Annotated in this window: 19 protein-coding genes; 4 read left to right on the top strand and 15 right to left on the bottom strand. The window is 66.2% G+C overall.

What is annotated here, in order from left to right; genetic code table 11:
* Positions 1-996: a catabolite repressor/activator gene (gene cra, locus F3J45_RS06000; protein ID WP_167058857.1), complete on the bottom strand. Its 996-nt coding sequence runs from the start codon at positions 994-996 to the stop codon at positions 1-3.
* A gap of 298 nt (positions 997-1,294) precedes the next feature.
* On the opposite strand from cra, the gene ptsP reads away from it, so the two are divergent.
* From ptsP to F3J45_RS05985, 3 genes are read left to right on the top strand one after another with little or no spacing between them, the layout of a single operon-like run.
* A complete protein-coding gene (ptsP, locus tag F3J45_RS05995; RefSeq protein WP_167058854.1) occupies positions 1,295-4,147 on the top strand; it encodes a phosphoenolpyruvate--protein phosphotransferase in 2,853 nt (950 codons plus the stop codon).
* A complete protein-coding gene (gene pfkB / locus F3J45_RS05990; protein WP_167058852.1) occupies positions 4,148-5,095 on the top strand; it encodes a 1-phosphofructokinase in 948 nt (315 codons plus the stop codon).
* Positions 5,092-6,822, top strand: a complete 1,731-nt coding sequence (locus F3J45_RS05985) for a PTS fructose-like transporter subunit IIB (protein WP_167058848.1) — start codon at positions 5,092-5,094, stop codon at positions 6,820-6,822. Before pfkB ends, F3J45_RS05985 begins: the two co-directional genes overlap by 4 nt.
* Positions 6,823-6,932: 110 nt before the next feature.
* Here F3J45_RS05985 and F3J45_RS05980 read toward each other — a convergent pair whose 3' ends face one another.
* Complete coding sequence (locus F3J45_RS05980) at positions 6,933-7,154, bottom strand: DUF3820 family protein (RefSeq protein WP_060512540.1); 222 nt, start codon at positions 7,152-7,154, stop codon at positions 6,933-6,935.
* 201 nt (positions 7,155-7,355) lie between these two features.
* Here F3J45_RS05980 and F3J45_RS05975 point away from each other — a divergent pair, with 201 nt between their 5' ends.
* Positions 7,356-7,832 (top strand): PA2169 family four-helix-bundle protein, encoded by a 477-nt coding sequence (locus F3J45_RS05975; RefSeq protein WP_167058845.1) that lies wholly within the window; start codon positions 7,356-7,358, stop codon positions 7,830-7,832.
* Here F3J45_RS05975 and F3J45_RS05970 read toward each other — a convergent pair.
* The 13 genes from F3J45_RS05970 to F3J45_RS05910 form a co-directional block, all read right to left on the bottom strand.
* The gene (locus F3J45_RS05970; RefSeq protein ID WP_167058842.1) at positions 7,829-9,325 is read right to left on the bottom strand and encodes a diguanylate cyclase; all 1,497 of its coding nucleotides are present in this window, start codon (positions 9,323-9,325) and stop codon (positions 7,829-7,831) included. The genes F3J45_RS05975 and F3J45_RS05970 overlap by 4 nt on opposite strands.
* 214 nt (positions 9,326-9,539) lie before the next feature.
* The gene (locus F3J45_RS05965; protein WP_167058839.1) at positions 9,540-10,874 is read right to left on the bottom strand and encodes an OprD family porin; all 1,335 of its coding nucleotides are present in this window, start codon (positions 10,872-10,874) and stop codon (positions 9,540-9,542) included.
* Between the two features lie 204 nt (positions 10,875-11,078).
* On the bottom strand, positions 11,079-11,300 hold the full coding sequence (locus F3J45_RS05960) for a hypothetical protein (protein WP_167058836.1): 222 nt from the start codon (positions 11,298-11,300) through the stop codon (positions 11,079-11,081).
* Positions 11,301-11,541: 241 nt separating this feature from the next.
* Complete coding sequence (locus tag F3J45_RS05955; protein WP_167058833.1) at positions 11,542-12,933, bottom strand: heavy metal sensor histidine kinase; 1,392 nt, start codon at positions 12,931-12,933, stop codon at positions 11,542-11,544.
* Complete coding sequence (locus F3J45_RS05950; protein WP_167058830.1) at positions 12,908-13,582, bottom strand: heavy metal response regulator transcription factor; 675 nt, start codon at positions 13,580-13,582, stop codon at positions 12,908-12,910. The genes F3J45_RS05955 and F3J45_RS05950 overlap by 26 nt, the downstream gene beginning before the upstream one ends.
* 9 nt (positions 13,583-13,591) lie before the next feature.
* On the bottom strand, positions 13,592-16,684 hold the full coding sequence (locus F3J45_RS05945) for a multidrug efflux RND transporter permease subunit (protein ID WP_167058827.1): 3,093 nt from the start codon (positions 16,682-16,684) through the stop codon (positions 13,592-13,594).
* Positions 16,681-17,844: an efflux RND transporter periplasmic adaptor subunit gene (locus F3J45_RS05940; protein ID WP_167058824.1), complete on the bottom strand. Its 1,164-nt coding sequence runs from the start codon at positions 17,842-17,844 to the stop codon at positions 16,681-16,683. Before F3J45_RS05940 ends, F3J45_RS05945 begins: the two co-directional genes overlap by 4 nt.
* Positions 17,845-18,544: 700 nt before the next feature.
* Entirely contained in the window at positions 18,545-19,279 is a 735-nt protein-coding gene (locus F3J45_RS05935) for a YkgJ family cysteine cluster protein (RefSeq protein ID WP_167058821.1), read from the bottom strand.
* The gene (locus tag F3J45_RS05930) at positions 19,276-19,587 is read right to left on the bottom strand and encodes a hypothetical protein (protein WP_167058818.1); all 312 of its coding nucleotides are present in this window, start codon (positions 19,585-19,587) and stop codon (positions 19,276-19,278) included. Before F3J45_RS05930 ends, F3J45_RS05935 begins: the two co-directional genes overlap by 4 nt.
* Before the next feature lie 98 nt (positions 19,588-19,685).
* Complete coding sequence (locus F3J45_RS05925) at positions 19,686-20,585, bottom strand: chemotaxis protein (RefSeq protein ID WP_167058814.1); 900 nt, start codon at positions 20,583-20,585, stop codon at positions 19,686-19,688.
* Between the two features lie 182 nt (positions 20,586-20,767).
* Positions 20,768-21,952, bottom strand: coding sequence for an HlyD family type I secretion periplasmic adaptor subunit (locus F3J45_RS05920; RefSeq protein ID WP_167058811.1), 1,185 nt, complete (start codon positions 21,950-21,952; stop codon positions 20,768-20,770).
* Positions 21,949-24,117: a type I secretion system permease/ATPase gene (locus tag F3J45_RS05915; RefSeq protein ID WP_167058808.1), complete on the bottom strand. Its 2,169-nt coding sequence runs from the start codon at positions 24,115-24,117 to the stop codon at positions 21,949-21,951. The genes F3J45_RS05920 and F3J45_RS05915 overlap by 4 nt, the downstream gene beginning before the upstream one ends.
* On the bottom strand, positions 24,114-25,547 hold the full coding sequence (locus tag F3J45_RS05910; RefSeq protein WP_167058805.1) for a TolC family outer membrane protein: 1,434 nt from the start codon (positions 25,545-25,547) through the stop codon (positions 24,114-24,116). The genes F3J45_RS05915 and F3J45_RS05910 overlap by 4 nt, the downstream gene beginning before the upstream one ends.
* Positions 25,548-25,586 lie beyond the last annotated feature (39 nt).

The raw sequence follows: 25,586 nt of genomic DNA, 5'->3' as shown, positions 1-25,586 counted from the left end.
TCAGGCCGAGGCGATGCGTTGCTTGAAGGTACGGCCCACGGCATGCACCCCAGGCTCGTAGCGTTTTTCCTCGATGGCGGCCAGGGCCAGTTCCAGCGCGGTGGCAGCGATCAAACCGTGCTGCTGGGCCATGGCGTTGACCGGCAGCGGCAGGAAGTCGAGCAGCTGGTTGTCGCCGAAGGTGCCCAGGTGCAACTGGCGCGAATCGGCCGGGCGCGCCTGCAGGTTATCGAACACCCCTTGCAGCAGCACATAGGAGGTGGTGACCAGGGCATCCGGCAGGCCGCCTTGGTCATCGATCAACTGCTGCATCAGGCGCTGGCCGCACTCACGGCTGAAGGCCTCGCCCTGGTAACGCCGCACCACGCCGTCAAAGCCTTGCATGGCTTCGTCGAAGCCGCCGGCACGGGCCTGGCTGACCGACAGTTCCGGGCGTGCGCCAATCAGGGCAATGCTGCGCGGCGCGGTGGCCAGCAGGCTGCCGGCCAGTTGCCGGCTGGCATCGCGGTCGTCGCTGATGACCGAGCAGAAGTGGGCTGGGTCCAGGCGCCGGTCGATGGCGATGACGGGCAGGCCTTTGTCGTGCAGCTCGCGGTAGCTGTCATCTTCCGGCGGCAGGCAGCTGGCGACGAACAGCGCGTCGCAGCGCCGGGCGCGGAACAGCTGCTGCAGTTGGCGCTCGCTGTCGGGCTGGTCGTCGCTGCTGGCGATCAGCAACTGGTAGCCACGGGCACGGGCACCCTGTTCCAGCTGCTTGGCGATGCGGGCATAGCTGGGGTTCTCCAGATCCGGGAGAATGAAGCCCAGGGTGCGGGTGTGGCGGCTGCGCAGGCCGGCGGCCTGTGGGTTGGGGGTGAAGCCATGGGCTTCGACCACCGCACGCACCCGTTCGACAGTGCTGTTGCTGATGCGCTGCTGCTCGGCCTTGCCGTTGATGACGTAACTGGCAGTGGTCACTGACACACCGGCCAGGCGGGCGATATCGCTGAGTTTCACCGAATTTTCCTTGTTATTACCGGGACTGGCTACGGAACCAGGACCGGGTAGTTTGACCCGGATTGGCCCCCACGCGCAGGCGACCATTGTCGCAATTGTCCGACAGGATGGGGCTTTTTCCTTGGAAGATTATCGAGTAACGTGGCCGCTTGGTCAGATTAAACGTTTCAGCCAGTAAATTTTCTGCCCCGACAACTGCCGATACCCGGCTGCCGAACTGGCTGATTGCGTGAATATCACAACAATACCTCAGTACCCGGCTCTAAAACCAAGCCCGGGGCTGCAAAAGGAGAAGGTCATGCTCGAGCTCGCCAAAGAGCAGATTGCCATGGGCCAGCAGGCCGCCGACAAGGCCCAGGCATTGCGCCTGCTGGCGGACCAGTTGGTCGCCGACGGCCTGGTGGCCGAGGGGTATCTGCAGGGTTTGCAGGCGCGCGAGGCGCAAGGTTCGACCTTTCTCGGCCAGGGCATCGCCATTCCCCACGGCACCCCGCAAACCCGCGACCTGGTGTATGCCACCGGCGTGCGCCTGCTGCAGTTCCCCGAGGGCGTGGACTGGGGCGATGGCCAGATCGTCTACCTGGCCATCGGCATCGCTGCCCGGTCCGATGAACACCTGCGCCTGCTGCAACTGCTCACCCGCGCCCTGGGCGAAACCGACCTGGCCGAGGCGCTGCGCCGGGCCAGCTCCGCCGAGGCCCTGCTCAAGTTGCTGCAAGGTGCGCCCCAGGCGTTGGCGCTGGACGCGCAGCTGGTTGGCCTGAACCTGCCCGCCGAAGATTTCGACGAGCTGGCCTGGCGCGGTGCACGCCTGTTGCAGCGCGCCGGATGCGTGGACAGCGGCTTTGCCGCCGTGTTGCAGCAGGCCGAGCCGCTGCCGCTAGGTGAAGGCCTCTGGTGGTTGCACAGTGAACGCCAGGTGCGCCAGCCAGGCCTGGCGTTCATCACCCCGCAACAGCCACTGCGTTACCGCGACCAGCCGCTTAACGGCCTGTTCTGCCTGGCAAGCCTGGGCGCCGCCCATCAGGCCCTGCTCGAACGCCTGTGCGAGGTGCTGATCGAAGGCCGCGGGCAAACCCTGTACCAGGCCACCAGTAGCCGCACCGTGCTCGAAGTGCTCGGTGGCGAGGCCCCGGCCGACTGGCCGAGTGCACGCATCGTGCTGGCCAACCCGCATGGCCTGCATGCGCGCCCGGCCAAGGTGCTCGCGCAGCTGGCCAAGGGCTTCGACGGCGAGCTGCGCCTGCGCCTGCCCGACAGCGGGCAGCCGGCGGTGTCGGTGAAAAGCCTGAGCAAATTGCTCAGCCTCGGCGCCCGGCGTGGCCAGGAACTTGAACTGATTGCCGAGCCGTCGATTGCCGCTGATGCGCTGCCGGTGCTGCTGGCGGCCATCGAGGCGGGGCTGGGCGAGGACGTCGAGCCGCTGCCCACGGCAACCAGCCCGGTTGCCGAGGTTGCCGCGCAGCCCTTGCAGGCACCGCCCGCCGGCAGCCACATCCAGGGCGTAAGCGCCTCCCCAGGCATTGCCAGTGGCCCTGCGCATGTGTGTGTCGAGCGCGACATCGACTACCCGCTGCGCGGCGAATCGCCAGCAGCGGAGCGCCGCAAGCTGCGTGAGGCCCTGGCCGTGGTGAACGCCGACCTGCAGGCGCTGGTGCAGCGCAGCGACAAGGCCATTGGCGAGATCTTCGTCACCCACCAGGAAATGCTCGCCGACCCGGCCTTGGGCGATGACGTGGAACTGCGCCTGGCCCAGGGCGAGAGCGCGCAAGCGGGTTGGATGGCGGTGATCGAAGCTGCCGCACGCCAACAGGAAGCGCTGCAGGACGCCTTGCTTGCCGAACGCGCCGCCGACCTGCGCGACATCGGCCGCCGGGTGCTGGTGCAGCTGTGCGGCGTGCAGGCGCAGGCAGAACCCGAGCAACCCTACGTGCTGGTGATGGGCGAGGTTGGCCCGTCCGACGTCGCCCGCCTGAACCCGGAGCGGGTCGCCGGCATCGTCACCGCCCATGGCGGCGCCACCGCACACAGTGCCATCGTCGCCCGCGCCCTGGGCATTCCGGCAGTGGTTGGCGCTGGCGCCGCGGTGCTGCTGCTCGAACCTGGCACGCCCTTGTTGCTCGATGGCCAGCGTGGGCAGGTCACGGTGGCACCCGCGGCAGACGAGCTGCAACGCGCCCTGGCCGAACGCGACGCGCGCGAGCAGCGCCTGCAGGCCGCCTGGGCCGAGCGCCACGCGCCGGCCGTCACCCGCGACGGCCATGCGGTTGAAGTGTTCGCCAACATTGGCGACAGCAACGGCATCGCCAAGGTGGTGGAGCAGGGCGCCGAAGGCGTTGGCCTGCTGCGCACCGAACTGATCTTCATGGCCCACCCGCAAGCGCCGGATGTGGCCACCCAGGAGGCCGAGTACCGCCGCGTGCTCGACGGCCTGGGCGGGCGGCCGCTGGTGGTGCGTACCCTGGATGTCGGCGGCGACAAACCACTGCCGTACTGGCCGATCGCGGCCGAGGAAAACCCCTTCCTTGGCGTGCGCGGCGTGCGCTTGACCCTGCAGCGCCCGCAGATCATGGAAGACCAGCTGCGCGCCCTGCTGCGCGCGGCCGACCAGCGCCCGCTGCGCATCATGTTCCCGATGGTTGGGCAGGCCCACGAGTGGCGCGAGGCACGCGCCATGGTCGAGCGCCTGCGCCAGGAAATTCCGGTGGCCGACCTGCAGGTCGGGATCATGGTCGAGGTGCCGTCCGCGGCGCTCATGGCGGCGCAACTGGCCCGTGAAGTGGACTTCTTCAGCATCGGCACCAACGACCTCACCCAGTACACCCTGGCCATCGACCGCGGCCACCCGAGCCTGTCGGCCCAGGCCGACGGCCTGCACCCAGCGGTGCTAAGCCTGATCGACATGACCGTGCGCGCCGCCCATGCCCACGGCAAGTGGGTAGGCGTGTGCGGCGAGCTGGCCACCGACCCGCAGGCCGTGGCCGTGCTGCTGGGCCTGGACGTGGATGAACTGAGCGTGGCGGCCCGCAGCATTGCCGAAGTCAAGGCCCTGGTTCGCCAGGCCGATCACCAGACGGCCCGCGCCCTGGCGCGCGAGGCCCTGCAACAAGACAGCGCCGCAGCGGTACGCGCGCTGGTGGAGCGTTACTGAATGGCCAAGATCCTCACCCTGACCCTGAACCCGGCGCTGGACCTCACCCTCAGCCTCGACACCCTGCGCCCCGGCCACGTCAACCGCACCCAGGCCCAGCAAAGCCATGCCGCTGGCAAGGGCCTGAACGTCGCCCAGGTGCTGGCCGACCTGGGCCACCAGGTGACCGTGGCCGGTTTCCTCGGCCAGGACAACCTGCAGCCATTCGAAGCGCTGATCGCCCGCCGTGGCTTTACCGACTGCTTCGTACGCGTGCCCGGCGAAACCCGCAGCAACGTCAAGGTGGTCGAAGCCAACGGCCGGGTCACCGACATCAACGGCCAGGGGCCGGAGGTTGGCGAAGCTGCCCGCGCCGAGCTGTTGCAACGCCTGGCACAGGCCGCGCCGGGGCACGCGGCGGTGGTGGTGGCGGGCAGCCTGCCGCGCGGCATCAGCGCCGCCTGGTTCCGTGACTTGCTGCTGCAGCTCAAGGCACTGGGGTTGAAGGTTGCCCTCGACAGCAGCGGCGAGGCGCTGCGTGCCGGCCTGCAGAGCGCGCCGTGGCTGGTGAAGCCGAACACCGAGGAACTGGGCGAGGTGCTTGGCCTGCCGGTGCATGACCTGGCCGCGCAGCGTGCCGCCGCCGAGCGCCTGTTGGGCAGTGGCGTCGAGCATGTGGTGGTGTCGGCGGGCGAGCAGGGTGTCAGCTGGTTCGCCGCAGGCGTTGCCCTGCAGGCACGCCCGCCGCACGTGCAGGTGGCCAGCACCGTGGGCGCCGGTGATTCGCTGGTGGCCGGTATGGTTCATGGCCTGCTCACCGGGCAAGCCCCGCAACACACCCTGCGCCACGCCACCGCCATTGCCGCCCAGGCCGTGACCCAGGTGGGCTTCGGCATCAACGACCGCGCGCAATTGGCGCAGCTGGAAGCCGCCGTGCAACTGACAGAACAACAAGAGGGTTGCCGATGAACATTGCCATTGTCACCGCCTGCCCCAATGGGCAGGTGTCCAGCGTGCTCAGCGCACGCCTGTTGTCGGCCGCCGCCCAGCGCCGTGGCTGGAAGACCTGCGTTGAAGTGCAGGACGCCGAACACCCCGAACGCCAGCTGAGCGCCGCGCAGATCGCCGAGGCCGACTGGGTGCTGGTGGTCAGCACCGGCCCCGTGGACCTGGCCCGTTTCACCGGCAAGCGCTTGTACCAGAGCAGCCCGGCCCAGGCCCTGGCAGACCGCGAGCATTTTCTTGATGAAGCGGCGGCCAACGCCCAGGTGCAGGTTGCCGAGCCGCTCGCCCAGGCGCCCGCTGCCGCCACACGCATCGTCGCGGTAACCGCCTGCCCGACCGGCGTGGCGCACACCTTCATGGCCGCCGAAGCCTTGCAGCAGGCCGCCCAGCAACTGGGTTACCAACTGACGGTGGAAACCCAGGGCTCGGTGGGGGCACGCAACCCACTGTCGGCCCAGGCCATCGCCGAAGCCGACGTGGTGCTGCTGGCCGCCGACATCGAGGTGCCCACGGCACGCTTTGCCGGCAAGCGCATCTACCGCTGCGGCACCGGCATCGCCCTCAAGCAGGCCCAGGCGACCTTGGGCAAGGCGCTGGCCGAGGCCAAGGTGGAAAGTGCAGGCGATGCAGCCGCTGCGCCAAGCGCCAAGGCGGAAAAGGCCGGGGTGTACAAGCACCTGCTGACCGGCGTGTCGTTCATGCTGCCGATGGTGGTGGCCGGCGGTTTGCTGATCGCCTTGTCGTTCGTCTTCGGCATCGAGGCCTACAAGGAACCTGGCACCTTGCCAGCGGCGTTGATGCAGATCGGCGGCGAAGCGGCGTTCAAGCTGATGGTGCCGTTGCTGGCCGGCTACATTGCCTGGTCCATCGCCGACCGCCCGGGCCTGGCGCCGGGGATGATCGGCGGCTTGCTGGCAAGCACCCTCGGGGCCGGGTTCATTGGCGGCATCGTCGCCGGTTTTCTTGCCGGTTACAGCGCCAAGGCCATTGCCCGCTGGGCCAAGCTGCCGAGTAGCCTGGAGGCGCTCAAGCCGATTCTGATCATTCCACTGTTGGCCAGCCTGTTCACGGGCCTGGTGATGATCTACGTGGTCGGCCAGCCGGTCGCGGCCATGCTCGAAGGCCTCACGCACTTTCTCGACAGCATGGGCACCACCAACGCCATTCTGCTGGGGCTGCTGCTGGGCGGCATGATGTGCGTCGACCTGGGCGGGCCGATCAACAAGGCGGCGTATGCGTTCTCGGTGGGGCTGCTGGCCTCGTCCAGTTATGCCCCGATGGCGGCGACCATGGCCGCGGGCATGGTGCCGCCGATTGGCCTGGGCCTGGCCACCTTCCTGGCCCGGCGCAAGTTCGCCCAGAGCGAGCGCGAGGCGGGCAAGGCGGCATTGGCGCTGGGGCTGTGCTTCATCTCCGAAGGGGCGATTCCGTTCGCCGCCAAGGACCCGCTGCGGGTGATTCCGGCGAGCATCGCCGGTGGCGCGTTGACCGGGGCATTGTCGATGTACTTTGGCTGCAAGCTGATGGCGCCCCATGGCGGGCTGTTCGTGTTGCTGATTCCCAATGCCATCAACCACGCGTTGTTGTATTTGCTGGCGATCGTGGCCGGGAGCCTGGTGACGGCGGTGGTGTATGCGGTGATCAAGAAGAGCGAGCGGGTGGAGTTGGCGGTGGCGCCGGTTAAAGGTTAGCGGTTTGTGGTGGCCTTGCCGGCCCTTTCGCGGGGCAAGCCCGCTCCTACAGGATTAACACCGGCGGTCCTTGTAGGAGCGGGCTTGCCCCGCGAAAGGGCCGGCCCAGGCTAGCGCCGATGCTTCTGCCGCAACGGCACCAGCAGGTCGGCCAGCCCGTTATGGTCAACCTCATGCATCAACGCCAACAACCCCCCAAGCTCCCCCGCTGGAAACCCCTTGCGCGCAAACCAGGCCAGGTAGTCCCCCGGCAGGTCGGCAATGATCCGCCCCTGGTATTTGCCAAATGGCATGGTGCGGGTCACCAGCAGTTCGAGCATTTCCGGTTTCATCGCGCAGCCCTGGCAGTGAATGAGCGCCGACCATACTGCAATCTGCACGGGCACCCAAGCGGTAATCATGCATAACACCGCTTCCGGTGTTCGTTAGGCTTTTTATAAGTCATTGTTTTTTAAAGAATTATTGAAAAATACAAGCCTGGCACGAAGGCTGCTCCATTACAGATGACTATCACCTGCCTAGGAGTCTGTGCCATGAGCAACCCCAACAAAGACGTAATCGACGTACTCAACGACCTGATCGAGTACAGCAAGGACGGCGAAAAGGGCTTCAAGGCGTCGGCCGATGACGTGAAGAACCCCAGCCTCAAGGCGTTCTTCGTCCAGCGCGCCGGCGAATGCGCCAACGCAGCCGCTGAGCTGCAAAGCGAAGTGCGTCGCCTGGGCGGCGACCCGGAAACCACCACCAGCATCAGCGGTGACCTGCACCGAGGCTGGGTGAACCTGAAGTCGATGGTTACCGGCAAGGACGAAGAAGCGGTGCTCAACGAAGTGGAGCGTGGTGAAGACCATGCCCTGAAAGCCTACAAGGAAGCCCGCGAGAAGCTGGTGAAGCTGGGCCGCATGGCCAGCGACAGCAGCTATGCACTGGTGGAAAAACAGCTGCAAGGCGTGCAGCGCAACCACGACCAGGTCAAGGCGCTGCGTAACGCGGCCCGCGCCCAGTCCTAGGCCAGCGGCCCCTCTACCTGGTTGCGGCCATTGGCCTTGGCCCGGTAGAGCGCTTCATCCGCGGCGCCCAGTAGCCGTGAAAGGTCCTGCTGGGTGCCGGGGGTGTAAACGCCGATGCCGATGCTCACCGTCACCGAGTGGGCATCGTCGGCAAACGGCGCCAAGGCTTCCACCCTCGCGCGAATGCGCTCGGCCAACATGGCTGCACCGTGCTGTTCGGTTTCTGGCAGCACCACCTGAAACTCCTCGCCGCCATAGCGTGCCGCCAGGTCCGCAGGCCGGCGTATGCACTGCTCCATGGCCTTGGCCACCTCGCGCAGGGCATGGTCGCCACCGGCATGGCCGTGGCGCTGGTTGAACGCCTTGAAGTGATCCACATCCACCATCAGTACCGCCAGCGGCTTGCGATTGCGCTGGGCGCGTGACCATTCCTGGCGCAGCACCTGGTCGAGGCGGCGGCGGTTGGCCAGCCCGGTCAGGCTGTCGGTGGCGGCCAGTGCTTCCAGGCCTTGCTCGGCTTCATGGCGGCGGCGCAGCTCGCGGCCCAGCAGCAACGTCAGCCAGAGGATACCGATGCACAGCGTTCCGGTGGCGACGCTGACCACAATGGCCGTGCGCCGCCACGACTGGAACACCTCATCGGCCGAATGCACCACCAGCACAATCAGCGGCAGGTCGGCCACCCGGGCGAAGGTGTACATGCGTTGGGTGCCATAGATGCTGGAGCGGGCGGTGAAGCTGCCGCTGTGTTCGCCCAGGATGCGCTTGAAGTTGGGGCGGTCGGCGAAATTGGTGCCGATCAGCGGGTCTTGGCTGCGGGTGGGTTGCCGGGCCAGCAGTTGGCCGTCGGTGTTGAGCAGGTTGATGCTGCTTTCCTCGCCGATGTCCAGGCGCTGGAACAGCTCGTTGAAATAGGACAGGCGCAGGGCACCGGCGGCAAGGCCTGCAAAGCTGCCGTCTGCCCCCGGTATGCGCCGGCTGAAGCTGATGCACCAGTCCAGGTTGCCCAGGCGCGCCTTGAATGGCGGGCTGATGAACAGGCCCAGCCCCGGGTTGTGGCGGTGGGCGCGAAATGCCTCGGTGTCGGCAAAATTGGCCTGGCGCGGTTTCACGCTGATCGAATCGCCCACCACATCGCCGTTGGCGTCGAGCCAGAGGATGTCACCGCGCACCGGGGCGGCGAAGGTCTGGTTGAACAGGATCTGTTGGCGCAGGCGTGGCCTGACCTGCAGCAGCTCCGGGTGCTGCACCGCCCAGATCAGCCCGCGCAGGGATTGGTCGTAGAGCTCGACGTTGCGCAGGATGTCGCTTTCGATCAGCTGCACGATATTGCCGGACGAGCGTATGGCCGACTGTTCGACATTATCGCGCTCGCGGCCCAGCAAATAGCTGACGATGGCCACGATGGCGAGCACGGCAAGGCAACTGCCCAGGTTGAGGAACAGCTCGGGGTGCGACCTGTAGAGTGCGAAACGCGAGGTTGAAGTGGGCATGCGCGCTACTGCTGAGGCAGGGCCATTTTCGGCGGGCGACATTTTAGGGAAGCGCGGATTGTCGGACAAGATTTGTCCGACGGAATCGTATGGAGCCTACCCATCGAATTGTAGGAGCGGGCTTGCCCCGCGAAGCAGGCAACCCGAGGCTTGGCACCGGCTGTGCCGGTGTTCGCGGGGCAAGCCCGCTCCTACAAAGGCTCTACAGCAGGGATCAGAAGATGTTCAGTGGGTAATCGACGATCACCCGCACTTCGTCGTTGTCGCTGGAGCCGTCGATGGCGGCGTAGCCTTGGCTGCCGCGGTGGGTGGCATAGCGCACTTGCACGGCCAGGTCTTTCAGGTCGCCTTCCTGGAACACGTATTTCACGTCCAGGTCGCGCTCCCAGTGCATGGCGTTCTTGCCATCGGCGCTGTAGTAGCTGTAGTGGGGGTTGTCCTGGCTGGCCTTGGTCAGGTCTGCCTCACCGCGCGAGTACGACAGGCTGCTGCTCAGGCCCGGAATGCCGAGGCCGGCGAAGTTGTACTCGTATTGCAGCTTCCACGACCGCTCGTTCGGCGCGTTGAAGTCCGAGTACATGCGCGAGTTGTCCAGGTAAATGCTGTCGCCCAGGTTGATGTAGTCGAACGGCGTGTTGCCGTTGACCCGCTGGTAGGCGGCGGTGATGCTGTGGTAACCGGCATTGACCGTGAAGTGCAGGCTGTAGGTGTTGTTGTCGATCTTGCCCAGCAGCGCCCGGCCGGTGTCCTGGGTGTGGTAGAAGTGCACGCCCGGGTTCAGGCTGACCAGGTCGTTGACCACGTAGGTGTAGTCGAAGTCAGCGTAGTACTGGTTCCAGATGTCCTTGAGCTCGGCGGCATACAGGTTGGTGGTGACGTTCTCGGTGCCGCTCCACGAGGCGCCCGCCCAGCTCAGGTGCTTGCTCTTTTCGTGCTCGTCCAGGCTGCCGTAGTAGGTGTCGATACGGCGGTGGCCACTCTGGTTGTAGGGGTGGGTGAAACTGACCTGGCCACCTTCGAGCAGCAGCCCGTCGATGCTGTGGTTGGTCAGGCTTACGCCGCGGAAGGTCTGCGGCAGCATGCGGGTTTCACCCCCGGCGATGACCGGGTTGGTGAGGAACAGGTCACCGGCCTTGAGTTCGGTGTCGAAGGCCTTGAGCTTCACCGCCGCGCCTGCGGTAGAGAACGAATGCGGGGCTGCGCCCAGTTCGCCGTCGTCCTTGATGTGCTCAGGCAGGATGCTGGTGCCGGCATGGCCGCCACCGCCGTCGAGTTTCAGGCCCAGGATGCCGTGGGCGTCGATGCCGAAGCCGACGGTGCCCGCGGTGTAACCCGACTCGAAGCGTGCGACTGCGCCCTGGCCCCACTCGCGGGTATCGCGGGCGCCGGGGTTGTGGCTGTCGCGGTTGAAGTAGGCATTACGAAAATGCAGGTTGAGGGACGAACCTTCGATGAAGCCATCAGCCTTGTCTTCATCTGCCTGGGCGGCGAACGGGATCGTTGCAGTCAACGCAATGAACAGCGGGGTAAAACGGAACGCGGAAGGCACCGGTACTAGCTCCTTTGGTCTGACGGTGGGGCAGTTTTTATTTTTGAATGTGCAGCTTTCTTATGGGTGAACGTACAGCCGGGCTGAGAGTTAAGGCACATAAAAAAAGCCGCTGATCGGCAGCGGCTTTAAAAGGCTAACATAACGGCACCGACGGTGCCCATGGCGTAGCCAAGGGAAAAACGGAGCGGGAGCGGCGTGCGATCAGCTGTCGGCATTGGCGTCGCTGGCGACTTTCGAAGCAGTCTGCTCTGCATCTTTGCCAGCGTCGGCCTTGTGTGCGATAGCGTCGCGCGATTCCTGATGAACGGCGGCAAGTTCTGCGTTACGGGCAACGAACGCCGGGGATTCTTCGGCCATGGCCAGGGGCGACAACAACAGGGACGACAGGACGAAAACGCTGGCAATACCCATACTGTTGGACATTTGAAACTACCTTCTTGCGCGGGCAAGTGTGAATGAGGACAGGGCTAAAGTTAGTCCGTTAAGTGCTGCGGAAACAGCCTCTTTGGCGATAAGCACTGTTGCGCAAAAGGTAAGGATGGCTCAGGTCACACCCGGGTAGGAGCGACCGTAGGTCGCGATGGGCTGCCGTGCAGCCCCAGCAATGTTCGCCACAGCACGGAAGCGGGCCGCTGCGCGTCCCGATCGCGACCTCCGGTCGCTCCTACAGGGCGCTTGCCGGCAGGCGGATACCAAAGGTATTGGCCCCGGCGCCGCTGCGCACGAACACTTCGCCGCCATGCATCACGGCAATCGCCTTGACGATCGCCAGCCCCAGCCCATGGTTGCCGCCGCCGCTGTTGCTGCGCGCCGCATCCACGCGGTAGAAGCGCTCGAACAGCAGCGGCAGGTGCGCCTCATCGATGGCCGGCCCCGGGTTGCTGACGGCAATGCTGACCTGCTCCGGCGCCGCCTCGATCTGCACGCGAATCACCTGGTTGGGCGCGGTGTGCTGCACGGCATTGTTCAGCAGGTTGATCAGCGCCCGGCGCAGCTGGGCCTTTTCGATCGGCGCCTGGGCATCGCCGCTGACGCTGACCCTGACCTGGGCGTCTTCGAGGATGTAGTCCAGGTAGTCCAGGGTGGTGGCCACTTCCTCGGCCAGTGACGCCTGGGTCAGCGCCGTGGCCTTGCTGCCTTGGTCGGCGTTGGCCAGGAACAGCATGTCGTTGATGATGCTGCGCAGGCGCTCCAGCTCCTCAAGGTTCGACTGCAGCACCTCGAAGTAATGCTCGGCACTGCGCCCCCGGGTGAGGGCCACCTGGGTCTGGCCGATCAGGTTGGTCAGCGGCGAGCGCAGTTCGTGGGCCACGTCGGCGTTGAATGCCTCCAGCCGCGAATAGGCTTGGCTCACGCGGTCCAGCGCGGCATTGAAGGCTCCGGCGAACTGCGCCAGTTCCGGCGCCAGGTTCACCGTTTGCAGGCGCCCGTCCAGGCGCGGCGGGGCCAGCGCCTGGGCTTCCACCGACAGCGCCAGCAATGGGCGCAGGCCAATGCGCGCCACCCAGTAACCCAGCACCGAGGCCAGCAGCACGCCGAGCACGGCAAGGCCGACGATGGCCACCAGCAGGCTGTGCTGGGCCTGCCAGAACGTTTCGGTGTCGATGCCGATCAGAAAGCGCAGCGGCGGGCGCTCGCCCAGAGCCGGCAGCTCGCTGACCAGCACCTTGTACGGGTAGGGCCGGTCGGGCAGGCGCAGGTCGCGCATGCCTTGCGGGCCTTCGCCAAAGGCGCGCACCAGTTCGCTGGGGTGGCCGTATTCGTAGGCCGGGTTGCTGCTGACCACCCAGAAGCGAATGCGCTTGTCTTCCTCGCTGAGCAGGTTGAGCTTGTTGTTGATCTTGGCCCAATGCTCGGGGGTGCCGAAGCGGTTGAGGGTGGATTCGAGCACGCTGAAGCGCGCATCCAGCTCGGCCTCGGGCAGCAGGTCGAGGCTGCGGTCGACCTGGCGGTACAACGCCGAGCCAATCAGTACGAACACCGCCAGCGCCACCAGGATGAACAGCGCCGACAGGCGCAGGGCAATGGAATTAACCGGCACGGTTTTCCAGGACATAGCCCATGCCTCGAATGGTGTGCAGCAACTTGTTGTCGAACGGCCCGTCGAGCTTGGCACGCAGGCGCTTGATGGCCACTTCGACGACATTGGCGTCGCTGTCGAAGTTGATGTCCCACACCAGCTCGGCGATGGCGGTCTTGGAGAGGATTTCGCCCTGGCGCCGGGCCAGCACGCTGAGCAGCGAGAACTCCTTGGCGGTCAGCTCCAGGCGCTGGCCGCTGCGGCTGGCCTTGCGTGCCATCAGGTCGATCCACAGGTCGCCCACCTGGATCTGCAGCGGTTCGTGGCTGCTGCTGCGCCGGGTCAGGGCCTGCAGCCGGGCCACCAGTTCCAGGAACGAGAACGGCTTGCCCAGGTAGTCGTCGGCGCCTTCGCGCAGGCCGTGGATACGGTCCTCCACGCGCTCGCGGGCGGTGAGCATGATCACCGGCGTCTGCTTGCGCGCCCGTAGCGCACGCAGCACGCCGTAGCCGTCCAGGCCCGGCAGCATCACGTCGAGCACGATCACCGCGTAGTCGCCCTCAAGCGCCAGGTGCAGGCCGTCGATGCCATCGCGCGCCAGGTCCACGGTAAAGCCCTGCTCGGTGAGGCCGCGATGCAGGTAGTCGGCGGTTTTTTCTTCGTCTTCGATGATCAGCACACGCATGGTCTTGTCCTAACTGGCACTGGGCGCCGCCGCACGGGCAGCCTGGCGGCGGTGGAACAGGCGCTCCAGGGCCAAGTATATGACCGGGGTGGTGAACAGCGTCAGCGCCTGGCTCACCAGCAGCCCGCCCACCACGGCAATGCCCAGCGGTTGGCGCAGCTCGGCGCCGGCGCCGAAGCCGAACATCAGCGGCACCGCGCCCAGCAGGGCGGCGAGGGTGGTCATGATGATCGGCCGGAAGCGCGTCAGGCACGCCTGGCGGATCGCCTGCTCGGGCGTCATGCCCTGGTGGCGCTGGGCTTCCAGGGCGAAGTCGATCAGCAGGATGCCGTTTTTCTTGACGATGCCGATCAGCAGCACCACCCCGATCAGGCCCATGATGCTGAAGTCCTGGCCCATGCCCCAGAGCAGAATCAGCGCACCCAGGCCCGCCGAGGGCAGGGTGGAAATGATCGTCAGCGGGTGCACGAAGCTCTCGTAGAGCACGCCAAGGATGATGTACACCGCCACCAGCGCGGCCAGAATCAGCCATGGCTGGCTCGACAGCGAGCTTTGGAAGGCCTGGGCTGCGCCCTGGAAGTTGCCGCTGATCGAGTCGGGCATGCCCAGCTCGCGCTGGGTGCGCTCAAGGATTTGCACCGCATCGCCCAGGGCCACGCCGGGGGCCAGGTTGAACGACAGGTTGGCCGCCGGGAACAGCCCGTCGTGGCTGATCGACAGCGGCCCGGTGCTGGGCGGCGCAACATGCGCCAGGGCCGACAGTGGCACCATCTCGTTGGTCAGCGGCGAGCGCAGGTAGAAGAAGTTCAGGCTCTCGGCCTTGCCGCGCTGCTGGGCGTCCAGCTCCAGGATCACCTTGTACTGGTTGGTTTCGGTCTGGAATTCGCTGATCTGGCGCTGGCCGAAGGCGTCGTACAGCGCCTGGTCGACGTCGGTGGTGGTCAGGCCGAAGCGCGCCGCCGCCTGGCGGTCGATGTCGATGCGGGTGACGCTGGCACCCAGTTGCAGGTCGTTGGACAAGTCACGAAAGGCTGGGTTTTCCCGCAGGCGCTCGGTCAGGCGCTGGGTCCACAGGTTCAGCGCCACGCCGTCGTTGCTCTTGAGCACGTACTGGTACTGGGTGCGCGACGGGCCGGAGCTGAGGTTGATGTCTTGCCCGGCGCGCATGTACAGGACAATGCCCGGCACCTGGGCCAGTTTCGGCCGCAGCCGGTCGATCAGCTCGCTGGCGGTGACATCGCGCTCGCCAGGGGGCTTGAGGGAAATCCAGAAGCGGCCGTTGGCGATGGTCTGGTTGCTGCCGGTGACGCCCACCGAGTGGGAATAGGCGCGCACCGCCGGGTCGTCACCGATGATCTTGGCCAGCGCCAGGTGCTTCTCGACCATGGCCGGGTACGACACGTCCGCCGCTGCCTCGGTGGTGCCCAGGATGAAGCCTGTGTCTTGCAGCGGGAAGAAGCCTTTGGGGATGCCAATGTAGCCGGCCACCGCCAGGGCCAGGGTCAGGCCGAACACGCCGAGGGTCAGGCGGCGGTGGGCCAGGGCACGGTCCAGGCCTTTTTCGTACCGTTTCAGCAGGCGCTCACCGAAGCCGCCTTGGTGTTCACCCGGTGGCCGGCGCATGAACAGCGCGCACAGGGTGGGAGCCAGGGTCAGCGATACCACCACCGAAATCAGGATGGTGGAGGTGGCGGTGAGGGCGAATTCCTTGAACAGCCGGCCTACCACGCCGCCCATGAACAGCAGCGGGATGAACGCGGCGATCAGCGAGAAGCTGATCGACACCACGGTGAAGCCGATCTCGCCGGCGCCCTTGAGCGCCGCGGTGCGGCTGTCGTCGCCGGCTTCCAGGTGGCGGTGGATGTTCTCCACCACGACGATGGCGTCGTCGACCACGAAGCCCACGGCGATGACGATGGCCACCAAGGTCAGGTTGTTCAGGCTGAATCCGAGCACGTACATCAGCGCGCAACTGGCGATCAGCGAGACGCCAAGCACGCTGGACACCACCAGGGTTGCCGACCACTGGCGCAGGAACAGCGCCATCACCCCGATCACCAGGGCCACGGCGATCATCAGGGTCAGCTCCACCTCGTGCAGGGAGGCGCGGATGGTTTGGGTACGGTCCTGCAGCACCGACACCTCGACCGAGGCCGGGAGCATTTCCTGCAGCCTGGGCAGGGCGTCCAGCACCCGGTCGACGGTGTCGACGATATTCGCCCCGGGCTGGCGGAACACCACCAAGTTCAACCCCTGCTGGTCGCCCGACCAGGCCTTGACGTAGGCGTTCTCGGCGCCGTTGATGACCTTGGCCACGTCCTTGAGGTGCACCGGTGCGCCGTTGCGGTACGAGACGATCAGCTGGGCGTAGTCCTCGGGGTGGAACAGCTGGTCGTTGGCCGCGATGGTCGACACGCTGTGCTCGCCATACAGCGCACCCTTGGCCAGGTTCAGGCTGGTTTGCTGGATGGCCAGGCGCACGTCGGCCAGGGTCAGGCCGATGGCGGCTAGTTTTTCAGGCTGCGCCTGCACGCGAATGGCCGGGCGCAGCTGGCCGGTGATGTTGATCAGGCCAACCCCGTCGATCTGGCTGAGCTGGCGCGCCAGCAAGGTTTCGGCGTAGTCGCTGAGGTCGTTGCCGGGCATTTGCGCGGAACTGACGGTGAGGATCAGCACCGGGCTGTCAGCCGGGTTGACCTTGCGCCAGGTGGGCGGGTTGGGCAGGTCCTGGGGCAGGCGCGCGGTGGCGGTGTTGATCGCCGCTTGTACTTCCTGGGCGGCGGTGTCGATGTTCTTGTCGAGGGTGAACTGCAGAATCAGCGTGGTCGAGCCCAGGGCGCTGCTGCTGGTCATCTGGGTCATGCCGGGGATGGCGCTGAACTGCACCTCCAGGGGCGTCGCCACCGACGAGGCCATGGTTTCCGGGCTGGCGCCGGGCAGGGCGGCGGTGACCTGAATGGTCGGGAAGTCGGCTTCCGGCAGCGGCGCCACTGGCAGGCGCGGGAAGGCGATGGCGCCCAGCAGCACCAGGGCGAAAGTCAGTAGCAGGGTGGCGATGGGGTGGTCGATGCACCAGGCGGAAACACCGTTGCGGCTGTTCATGGCTGGTTCCCGCCATCGGCCATTTGCGCAGGCGCCGGGGCGTCGGGCGCTACCTCAACCCGGGCGCCGGGCTTGAGCCGCGACTGGCCGTCGAGCACCAGGCGTTCACCGGGCTTGACCCCGGCGATGATGGTTTGGTCGCTGTCCTGGTAGATCACCTTGACTGGCACGCTGGTCACCTTGTCGCCGTCCAGGCGGTACACGAAGTGTCCGTCGATGCCGCGTTGCACCACCGGTGGCGGCACTACCAGGGCGTTTTCCTCGACGGCGGTGCGCAGGCGAATGGTCACCAGCTGGCCGGGCCACAGGCGGCCGTCCTTGTTGTCGAACTCGGCTTTTACCCGCACCGTGCCGGTGGTGGCGGAAATCTGGTTGTCGATCAGCGCCAGGTGGCCTTCGCCGAGCAGGTTGCGCTCGCCGTCGGCGTCCATGTAGGCCTGCACCAGCGCTGGGGTGGGGGCTTTGAGCAGGGTTTGCAGGGTGGGCAGCATCTGTTGCGGCAGGGCGAACTCGATGGCGATGGGGTCGATCTGGGTAACGCTGAACAGGCCTTGGGTGTCGCTGGTACGCACCAGGTTGCCGGGGTCGACATTGCGGATGCCCACGCGGCCGGTCACGGGGGAGCGGATTTGCGTGTACGAGAGTTGCACCTGGGCATTGGCGATGGCGGCCTGGTTGCCCTTGACCGTGGCCTGCAGCTGGTTCACCAGGGCTTGTTGTTGGTCGAGGGTCTGTTTTGACACGCCGTCGTCGGTGCTGAGCAGGCGGTAGCGCTTGAGGTCGACCCCGGCCACCTGGATTTGCGCCTGGCTCTGGCCGAGCTGGGCCTGGGCCTGGTCGAGTTGGGCGCGAATGGCGCGGTCGTCGAGGGTGGCGAGCAGGTCGCCTTCCTTGACCCACTGGCCTTCCTTGACCAGCACCTGGGTGAGCACGCCTTCGACCTGGGGGCGCACGTCGACGCTGTGCAGTGACAGCACCGAGCCGATGGCGCTGGCAAAGCGCGGGACGTCCTGTTGGGCGACGCTGACCACGCGCACCGGGATGGCGGTTTGCGCATGGTTGGCGGGTGCCTCCCGGCGCTGGCCGTACCACACGCCCAGGGCTGCCAGGGCGAGCAGGGTGAGGCCGGCGAGAAGGAGGGGGCGGGATGGACGTCGCATCGGTGCGGGGACCTTGGCCATGGGGGATGGAGGGGTGTATTGCAAGCTTATAGCGGTTTGAACGGGTCGGGAGCGTGACGGCTGGCTGACAGCGGTGACAGGTTGGGGGTGGGTTCTGGGTGGGGCCGGGGTGTTCGCCTTGAAATGTTGGTTGGGTTTGAGATCGAGCGCCGCCCGCGCGGCGCATCGCGAGCTCTGCTCGCTCCTACGTCTGTTTCGGGCCAGTGTTCATGTGGCCACCGCGCGCAATGGCGCAGGCGTAATTGGCCCGAAAAAACGTAGGAGCGAGCGGAGCTCGCGATGCGCCGCTTCAAGGCATGCACCTGTACGAACATTCCGAATCTAAAACCAAACGCTTCAAGACCCAGGCCATGACGAATTATCCTACGAACTCTGTCGGATGGCGTCTGATATTCAGGGAACTGTTTCAGCGATAACTTCATGGTTCGCCAACAACGGCGAGCGGCTGTGAGAAGCTGCGTTGCGACCATTTCAATGCCATCGAGTCATGGCAGCCGTGCGCGTGCAGACTTCGGTCTGAGCCGCGGTGATGGCGCGCGGTTTTCTCACCTCGCGTACGGCTGCCACCCTATCCGTGAGAACGAATCGCGGCGCCTGAAGGGTGTTCGCCTTGAGAGGTTGGTTGGGTTTGAGATCGAGCGCCGCCGCAAACCTCAAGGCATGCACCGCCCCGGCCTACCTAAAACCCAATGAACGCATAAAAAACCGGCGCCTCAGCGGTGGTTCGCAAGCCCAGCCCCCGCAACTCGCCAACCAGCTCAGGCCGCTCCACATGCAGCGTCCAGCCACCCTCGGCCCCCTCCGAAATCTGGGCCAACGCCGCAGCAAAAGCCGACATGTCCGGCAGGTAAGCGGTAAACCCGTCGCCCTTCAACGCACTGGTGGTCATCCCCAGTGCCTGGCAAACGGCAACCTTGGCCGCAATGTCATCCCGATCGGCCTGGCGTGAGGCCTGCACCAGCGCCGCCAGGGCCGGGTCCACTGGGATTGCCCCATGAATCAACTCAGGCCCCTGCTCCCAAGCCTCGGGCGGGCAATCCTTGTTCTCGGGCCGCAGCGGAATATGTGGGTTGATCTCCACCGGGTAGATACGGCACACCAACGGCCGGTTCTCATAGATCCGACACAGGTCGTTGTCGTCAAGGTTGCGGCAACGCCCGGGGTTGAACGCCGCGAATGTCACCGACACACGGATTTCACCCTGGCCGCAGGGCACCGGGTGCGAGCGGCGCAGCACGTGCTCGCGCTGCGCTGGCGGCATGCCCGGCCCATCGGCCACGCAGCCTTCGATCAGCACCACCACCTGGCCACCGGCAGCTGCCCACTGGCGAGCTTCGTCCAGGGTCAGCGGCACATGGTGGCCGGTACAGCACTTTCCACAACCGGTACAGGCAAACCGCAGGCTGTCGTTCACTGGGCGCCCGGGTTCCATTCGCTGACGTACGCATGCTGCTGTTTACGGTCATACAGGCAAAGCTCGGTGCCAGTGCGCTGCTGCATGTGCTTTTGCGGGTACACGCCTTCAATCAGCAGGGCGCTGAAACCCACCTGGTCATCGAACTCGGCAGGCTTGCCACGGGCGTGGGCGTCCTTGAACTGGCTGGCGGCCAGGCAGGCCTTGAGCATCTGCTGGCGCTGCTCGTTCCAGGCCTGGCTGCTGGAAGCCTGGGCGGCACCGCTGAACAGTGCGCAGGCGATCAGGAGGGAGCTAAGAAACTTCATACGCGGTTCCGGGAATTTATCCGAGGGGCGCGAATTATGCCCGAGTCATCCCTGGCGGCAAGCCAGGGAGTTTGTCGCTGAATATAACAACACGCTCTTCAGCGCTCGGCAAACACCACGGTGCGGGCGGCAGTCACCAGGCAGTCGGTGAGGTCGGGTGAGGAGAATTTGGTAAGGATGGCGTTGGCCCCGGCGAGCTTGGCTTTTTCGCTGCTCATGGCGCTGTCCAGCGAGGTGTGCAGCAGCACGTAGAGGTGCTGGAAGTCGGGGGTTTCGCGCAGGGTGCGGGTGAAGGCGTAGCCGTCCATCTCGGACATCTCGATGTCGGAGACGATGATATTGATCTCCTGGGGGCTGCCCTGCAGCTCCAGCAACACGTTGATCGCATCCTTGGCGCTGCGCGCTGTGTGGCAGTCGATGCCGAGGTTGCGCAGGGTGTGCACCGACTGTTGCAGCGCCACCTGGCTGTCGTCGACCACCAGGATGTTGGCAGCAGCGAGCAGGCTTGCGTCTTCCTCGCTGAGTTCACCGGGGTTCGGCTCGGGTTCGGGCGTGGCGATGCCGTGGATGACTTTTTCGATGTCCAGCACCTGCACCAGGGTGTTGTCCACCCGGGTGACACCGGTGATGAACGAGCGGTTGCCGGAGCCGAACGGCGGCGGTTTGATGTCGGTGCTCAGGCAATGGACGATGCGGCTCACGGCCTGCACGTGCAGGCCCTGGCGCGAGCGGCTGATCTCGGTGACGATCAGGCAGCCGCCCTGTGGGTCTTCCAGTGGGCGTTCGCCGATGGCCCGGGACAGGTCGATCACCGACAGCGAATTACCGCGCAGGGTAGCTACGCCTTTTACGTGCGGGTGCGATTCAGGCAGTTTGGTCAGCGGCGGGCAGGGGATGATTTCGCTGACCTTGAGCAGGTTGATTGCCATCAGCTTGCCGCTGCGCAGGGTGAACAGCAGCAGGGACAACGAGTCCGCGCGGGCATTTTGCGTGGCCATGGTGACCTTCGTGGGAAACAGGGGATAACGGGTTATCGGCCTGGATCGCCTGCGCTTTAGCTTGATTGTGTTGGCACCGCTAGCGCGGTGCATCGCGAGCTTTGCTCGCTCCTACAGGATGGATGCAGCTCAGGTAGGAGCGAGCGTAGCTCGCGATGCGGCGCCTAAGCGGCGCTCAGGGGTCAACGCTCGCGCAAGGCCTCGCGGGCGCGGTTCAGGGGCTTGATCAGGTAATCGAGAATGGTCTTCTCGCCGGTGCGGATATCCACCGTCGCCACCATCCCTGGCACGATCGCAAAGTGCTTGCCAGCCTTGTTCTGCAGGCTGTCCTGCTCGGTGCGAATGAACACCCGATAGTAATAGATCTCCGGCTTCACCTCGTCCTGCAGGGTGTCTGGCGAAATGCCCACTACCTTGCCTTCGAGCCCGCCGTACACCGAATAGTCATAGGCACTGATCTTCACCTTGGCCGCCTGGTCGGGGTGGATGAAGGCGATGTCCCGTGGTGCGATGCGGGTTTCCACCAGCAACCGTTCGTCCAGCGGCACGATCTTCATCACCTGGCCGCCGGGCTGTACCACGCCGCCCAAGGTGTTGACCTCGATGTCCTTGACGATGCCGCGTACCGGCGAGCGCAGGGTCAGGCGCGTCAGCGAATCGCTGCGCCCGCGAATCACTTCCGACAAACTGTCGGCCTCGGCGCTGGCCTTGGCCAGCTCCTCGCGCGCCCGCACCAGGTACTCGGAGCGGGCCTCGTTGGCCTTGAGTTCCAGCTCCGAACGCTGGCGGTTCAGGCGAATCACCTCCACCCGGCTGGACGCACCCATCTTGGCCAGGTTCTCGGTGATCTTCAGCTCCGCACGCACCAGGCGCAGCGAATCCTCGATGCCGGCCAAGGTCTGCTCCAGGCCGCGACGGCGGGTTTCGTACAGGGCCGTTTCGGCGTCGATCAGCTCGGGGGAGTCCTTCAGGCTTTCGGGGAAACTCAGCGGCTTGCCGGTGACCTCGGCGCGCAGGCGGGCCACGCTGGCCTTGGCTGCACGGTACTTGGCCTCGCTTTCGCCCACGCTGGAGGCAGTTTTGGTTGGGTCGAGCTGGGCCAGCACCTGGCCGCGCTCGACCAGGTCGCCTTCGGCCACGTTCATTTCAGCAACGATGCCGCCCTCGAACGACTGGATCACCTGCTCCCGTGAACTGGGGATCACCTTGCCGGTGCCAGTGGACACCTCGGTGACCTCGAACCAGGCAGCCCAGGCCAGGAACGCGGCGAGCATCGCCGCGCAGATCGTGATGATGCGCCCGGCGCGCAGCACGGCCTGCTCATCCTGGCCGTCCAGGTAGGACGCGGGGAGTTCGTGTTGGCTCATGCCTGCACTCCTTGCAGCTTGGCCAGGGCGGCGTCGCGCTGGTCGTCGATGACGATACGCCCGCCGTCCAGCACGATGATGCGCTGTACCCGCTGCAGCACGCTGAGGCGGTGGGTGGCGATCACCAGGGTACGGCCCTGGCAGAAGCGGTCGAGGTTATCCAGCAGCTTGCGCTCGGTGGTGTCGTCCAACGAGGCGGTGGGTTCGTCGAGCAACAGCACCTGCGGCTGGCGCACCAGCAGGCGCGACAGCACCAGGGCCTGGCGCTGGCCGCCGGAAAGGCCCTGGCCACCTTCGAGAATCAGGTGGTCGAGGCCCTTGGGCAGGCGGCGGACGAATTCCAGCGCGCCGGTGGCGGCCAGGGCCGCCACCAGTTCCTGGTCGCTGGCCTGGCCGGCACCGAGGGTGAGGTTTTCCCGCAGGGTGCCGTGGAACAGCCGTGCGTACTGCGCCAGCAAACCGACGTCGCGGCGCAGGTCGGCGGGGTCGAGGTGGTCCATGGCGATACCGTCCAGGCTGACCTCGCCCTGGGCCAGGTCCATGGCCCCGCCCAGGGCCTGCAGCAGGGTCGACTTGCCGGCGCCGTTGCGCCCGAGCACGGCAATCCGCTCGCCCGGCTGGATGGCCAACTGGCCGATGCTCAGCACCGGTGGGGCCTCGGGGCTGTAGCGAAAGTGCGCCTGGCGCAGCAGGTATTCGCCGCGGATGGCTGGCAGGTGCACACGGGCCTCGCCCTCGGGGTGGTCGACGGGCGCCTGCATCAGCTTGTCCAGGCCCTGCAGCGCCACCTTGGCCTGCTGCCAGCGGGTCAGCACATGGGTCAGCTGCGCCAGCGGCGCCATCATGCGCGACGACAGCATCGAGGCGGCCACCAGGCTACCGGTGGTGAGGTCGCCGGCAATCACCATCGGCGCGCCAATCACGATCACCACGGCGAACACCGCGCCCTGCACGTTCTGGGTCCAGGTCACCAGGCCGTTGGTGAGGGTGCGCAGGCGCAGGTTGGTGTGGGCGCAGGCGGCGTTGTATTGGTTCCACTGGCGCTCGAAACGGGCCTCGGCCTGCAGTGCCTTGATCTCGTCCAGGCCCTGGATGCTCTCCACCAGCATGGCGTTGCGCAGCGACGACTCGCGCATCGAGGCATTGGCCAGCACCGCCAGGCGCCGCTGGGCGAGCAGCCCTGGAAGCACCATGGCCAGCAGCGCCACCAGCGGAATGAACACCAGCACGCCGCCGATCAGCCAGAACACGAACAGGAACAACAGGAAGAACGGCAGGTCCGCCAGCGCCGTGGCGGTGCTGGAGGTAATCAGGTCGCGTATCGATTCCAGCTCGCGCAACTGCGAGATGAACGAGCCGGTGGACTTTGGCCGCGCCGAATTGCGCAGGCGCAGGGCGTGGCCGTAAACCAGGTCGGACACCCGCAGGTCGGCGCGCTTGCCGAGCAGGTCGGTGACCTTCAGGCGCAACAGGCGCATGCTGAAATCAAACACCAGCGCCAGCACCACCCCGCCGAACAGCACGTACAGGGTGGGCAGCGACTCAGCCGGAATCACCCGGTCGTACACCTGCATCGAGAACAGCACCCCGGCCAGGGCCAGCACGTTGGCCACCAGCGAGGCCACCATCACCTGGCCATACGGGCGCAGGTCGCGCAGCACGATACGGGTGAACCAGTGGCGGTCGTAGGGCGCGGTGTAGTCGTCGGTGCGCACGTCGCGCAGGGGGCGGGCAGGGCGCATCAGCGCCACGCGGTTGATGCGCCCTTCGAGCTCGCTGCGCGGCAGGCGCGAGGTCAGCCCCTGGTCGCCGGCGAACACCACGGCCAGTTCGTTTTCCTCGGTCACCGCCTCCACCACGGCCAGCTGGCCATCGTCGAGCTCCAGCACCAGCGGCGTGCGCCACTGGCGCAGCGCCTTGGCATCGAAGCGCACGAAGCGCAGGGTCAGCCCGGCCTGGCGGGCCATGTGGCGGAGGATTTCATCCAGGGGCCGGGCGTCTTCCGCTGCCGCCAGGCGAATGCGCTGGGGCGAGACATCCAGGCGGTAGTGGTGGGCGACCTGCAGCATCACTTCCAGCCACGGGCCAAGGTCCGGGCGGTGGGCCACTGTTTGTTCAGGTTGCTGCGCCTGACCGCCCTGGGGCAGGTTGACGGTATCGTTCATGGCTCGATCTCCACCCCTTGCAGGTTGCGCCCTTCCAGCCCGAAGGCGGTACGCAGGGCACCGGTGTTGTACAGGCAGTCGACATCCAGGCGCAGCAGGTCGGAACGGGTGCCGGCCAGCTCGAAGCGCGACTGGTAGATTTCCTGCTCGGCGTTGAGCAGGTCGAGCAGCGGCCGGGTGCCCAGGTCCAGGTATTGCCGGCCATACAGCTCCCGGGCTTCCTGGATGCTGGTCTGGCGCGCTTCCAGTGAACTCAGGCGCCGCCCCAGGCCCGACGTTTGCGCCACCGCCTCGGCCAAGCCGCGGCGCGCCTGCAGGCGCGCTGCATCTTCGGCGGAATCGGCGGAGCTCAGGGCGTAACCGGCGGCGCGGCTGCGCGCGCTGATGGCGCCGCCCTGGTAGATCGGCACCTCGACGTTCAGGTAGATGCCGGCCTGGGTACGGTCCAGCCGCGAGTTATCGCGGTTGTAGTCGTTGTCCAGGTAGTGGTTGACCTGCGGCTGCAGCGACACGGTGGGATAGGCTTCGGCCTTGGCCTGGGCCAGTTCGGCCTGGGACTGGGCACGCAGGGCCAGGGCCATCAGCACCGCGGGCAAGCGGTCGGCGCCATTGGCCGGCCGTTTGCAGGCCTGGTTCAGCTCCGGCGGCGGCGCTTCGGCCAGTGCCGGGGGCGACGCGCGGCCAAGCAGTTCGGCCAGGGTGGAACGCCAGCGTTCGTATTGCGACTGGTACTCCTCCAGGGTGGCGCGGGCGCCTTCCACACGCGATTCGGCCTGCACCACGTCGGAGCGCGTGCTGGCGCCCATGTCGCTGCGCTGGCGGGCCATGCCGGCGATGTCGCCAACGCCGCGGATCTGGTCGCGGGCAATGACCATCAACTGCTCGTAGCGGCGGGTTTCGATCCAGGCGTAGGCGGTATCGCGGGCCAGGTCGTCGACCACCAGCAGGATATTGGCCTGGGCCCGGTTGGCGGCGGCCTTGGCGGCATTGACGGCACTGTCGACCTTGCCGAAGTCGTACAGCATCTGCTTGAGCGACAGGTTCAGCGCCTGGCTGTTGCGGTCGCCGCCGTAGCCTGTGTCATAACCGGTGCGAATGCCACCGGAGATCTGCGGGTAGTAACCGGCGCGGGCCACGTTGATGCCCTCGCCTTGCTTGTACAGGTTGCCGATGGCTTCGGCGATGCTCGGGTGCCATTGCGCGGCGGTCAACACCGCTTCGGAAAGACCCAGCCGATCGCCGCCACTGGCGGCCTGCACGGCAGGTGGCCGGGCGGGGATGGCGTCGGGCGCGTCACGTAGCAGTGACGGCCCGATGCTGCGCAGCCTGGGGTCGATATCATCGGCTGCCAGGGCAACCGGGTGGAGAGTCAACGCCAGGAGCCCGAGGGCGCCCAGCCACAGCGGTGACAGCGGACTGCTTCGCTTCACGAAATTCCCTTACTGCTGATCGTCCTTGCCGCCGGGCGG

It is taken from the genome of Pantoea sp. Ap-967 (genome assembly GCF_011752565.1).
Classification (GTDB): domain Bacteria; phylum Pseudomonadota; class Gammaproteobacteria; order Pseudomonadales; family Pseudomonadaceae; genus Aquipseudomonas.
Note: the sequence above shows the minus strand (reverse complement) of the source record. Positions and strands in the feature narration are given on the sequence as shown.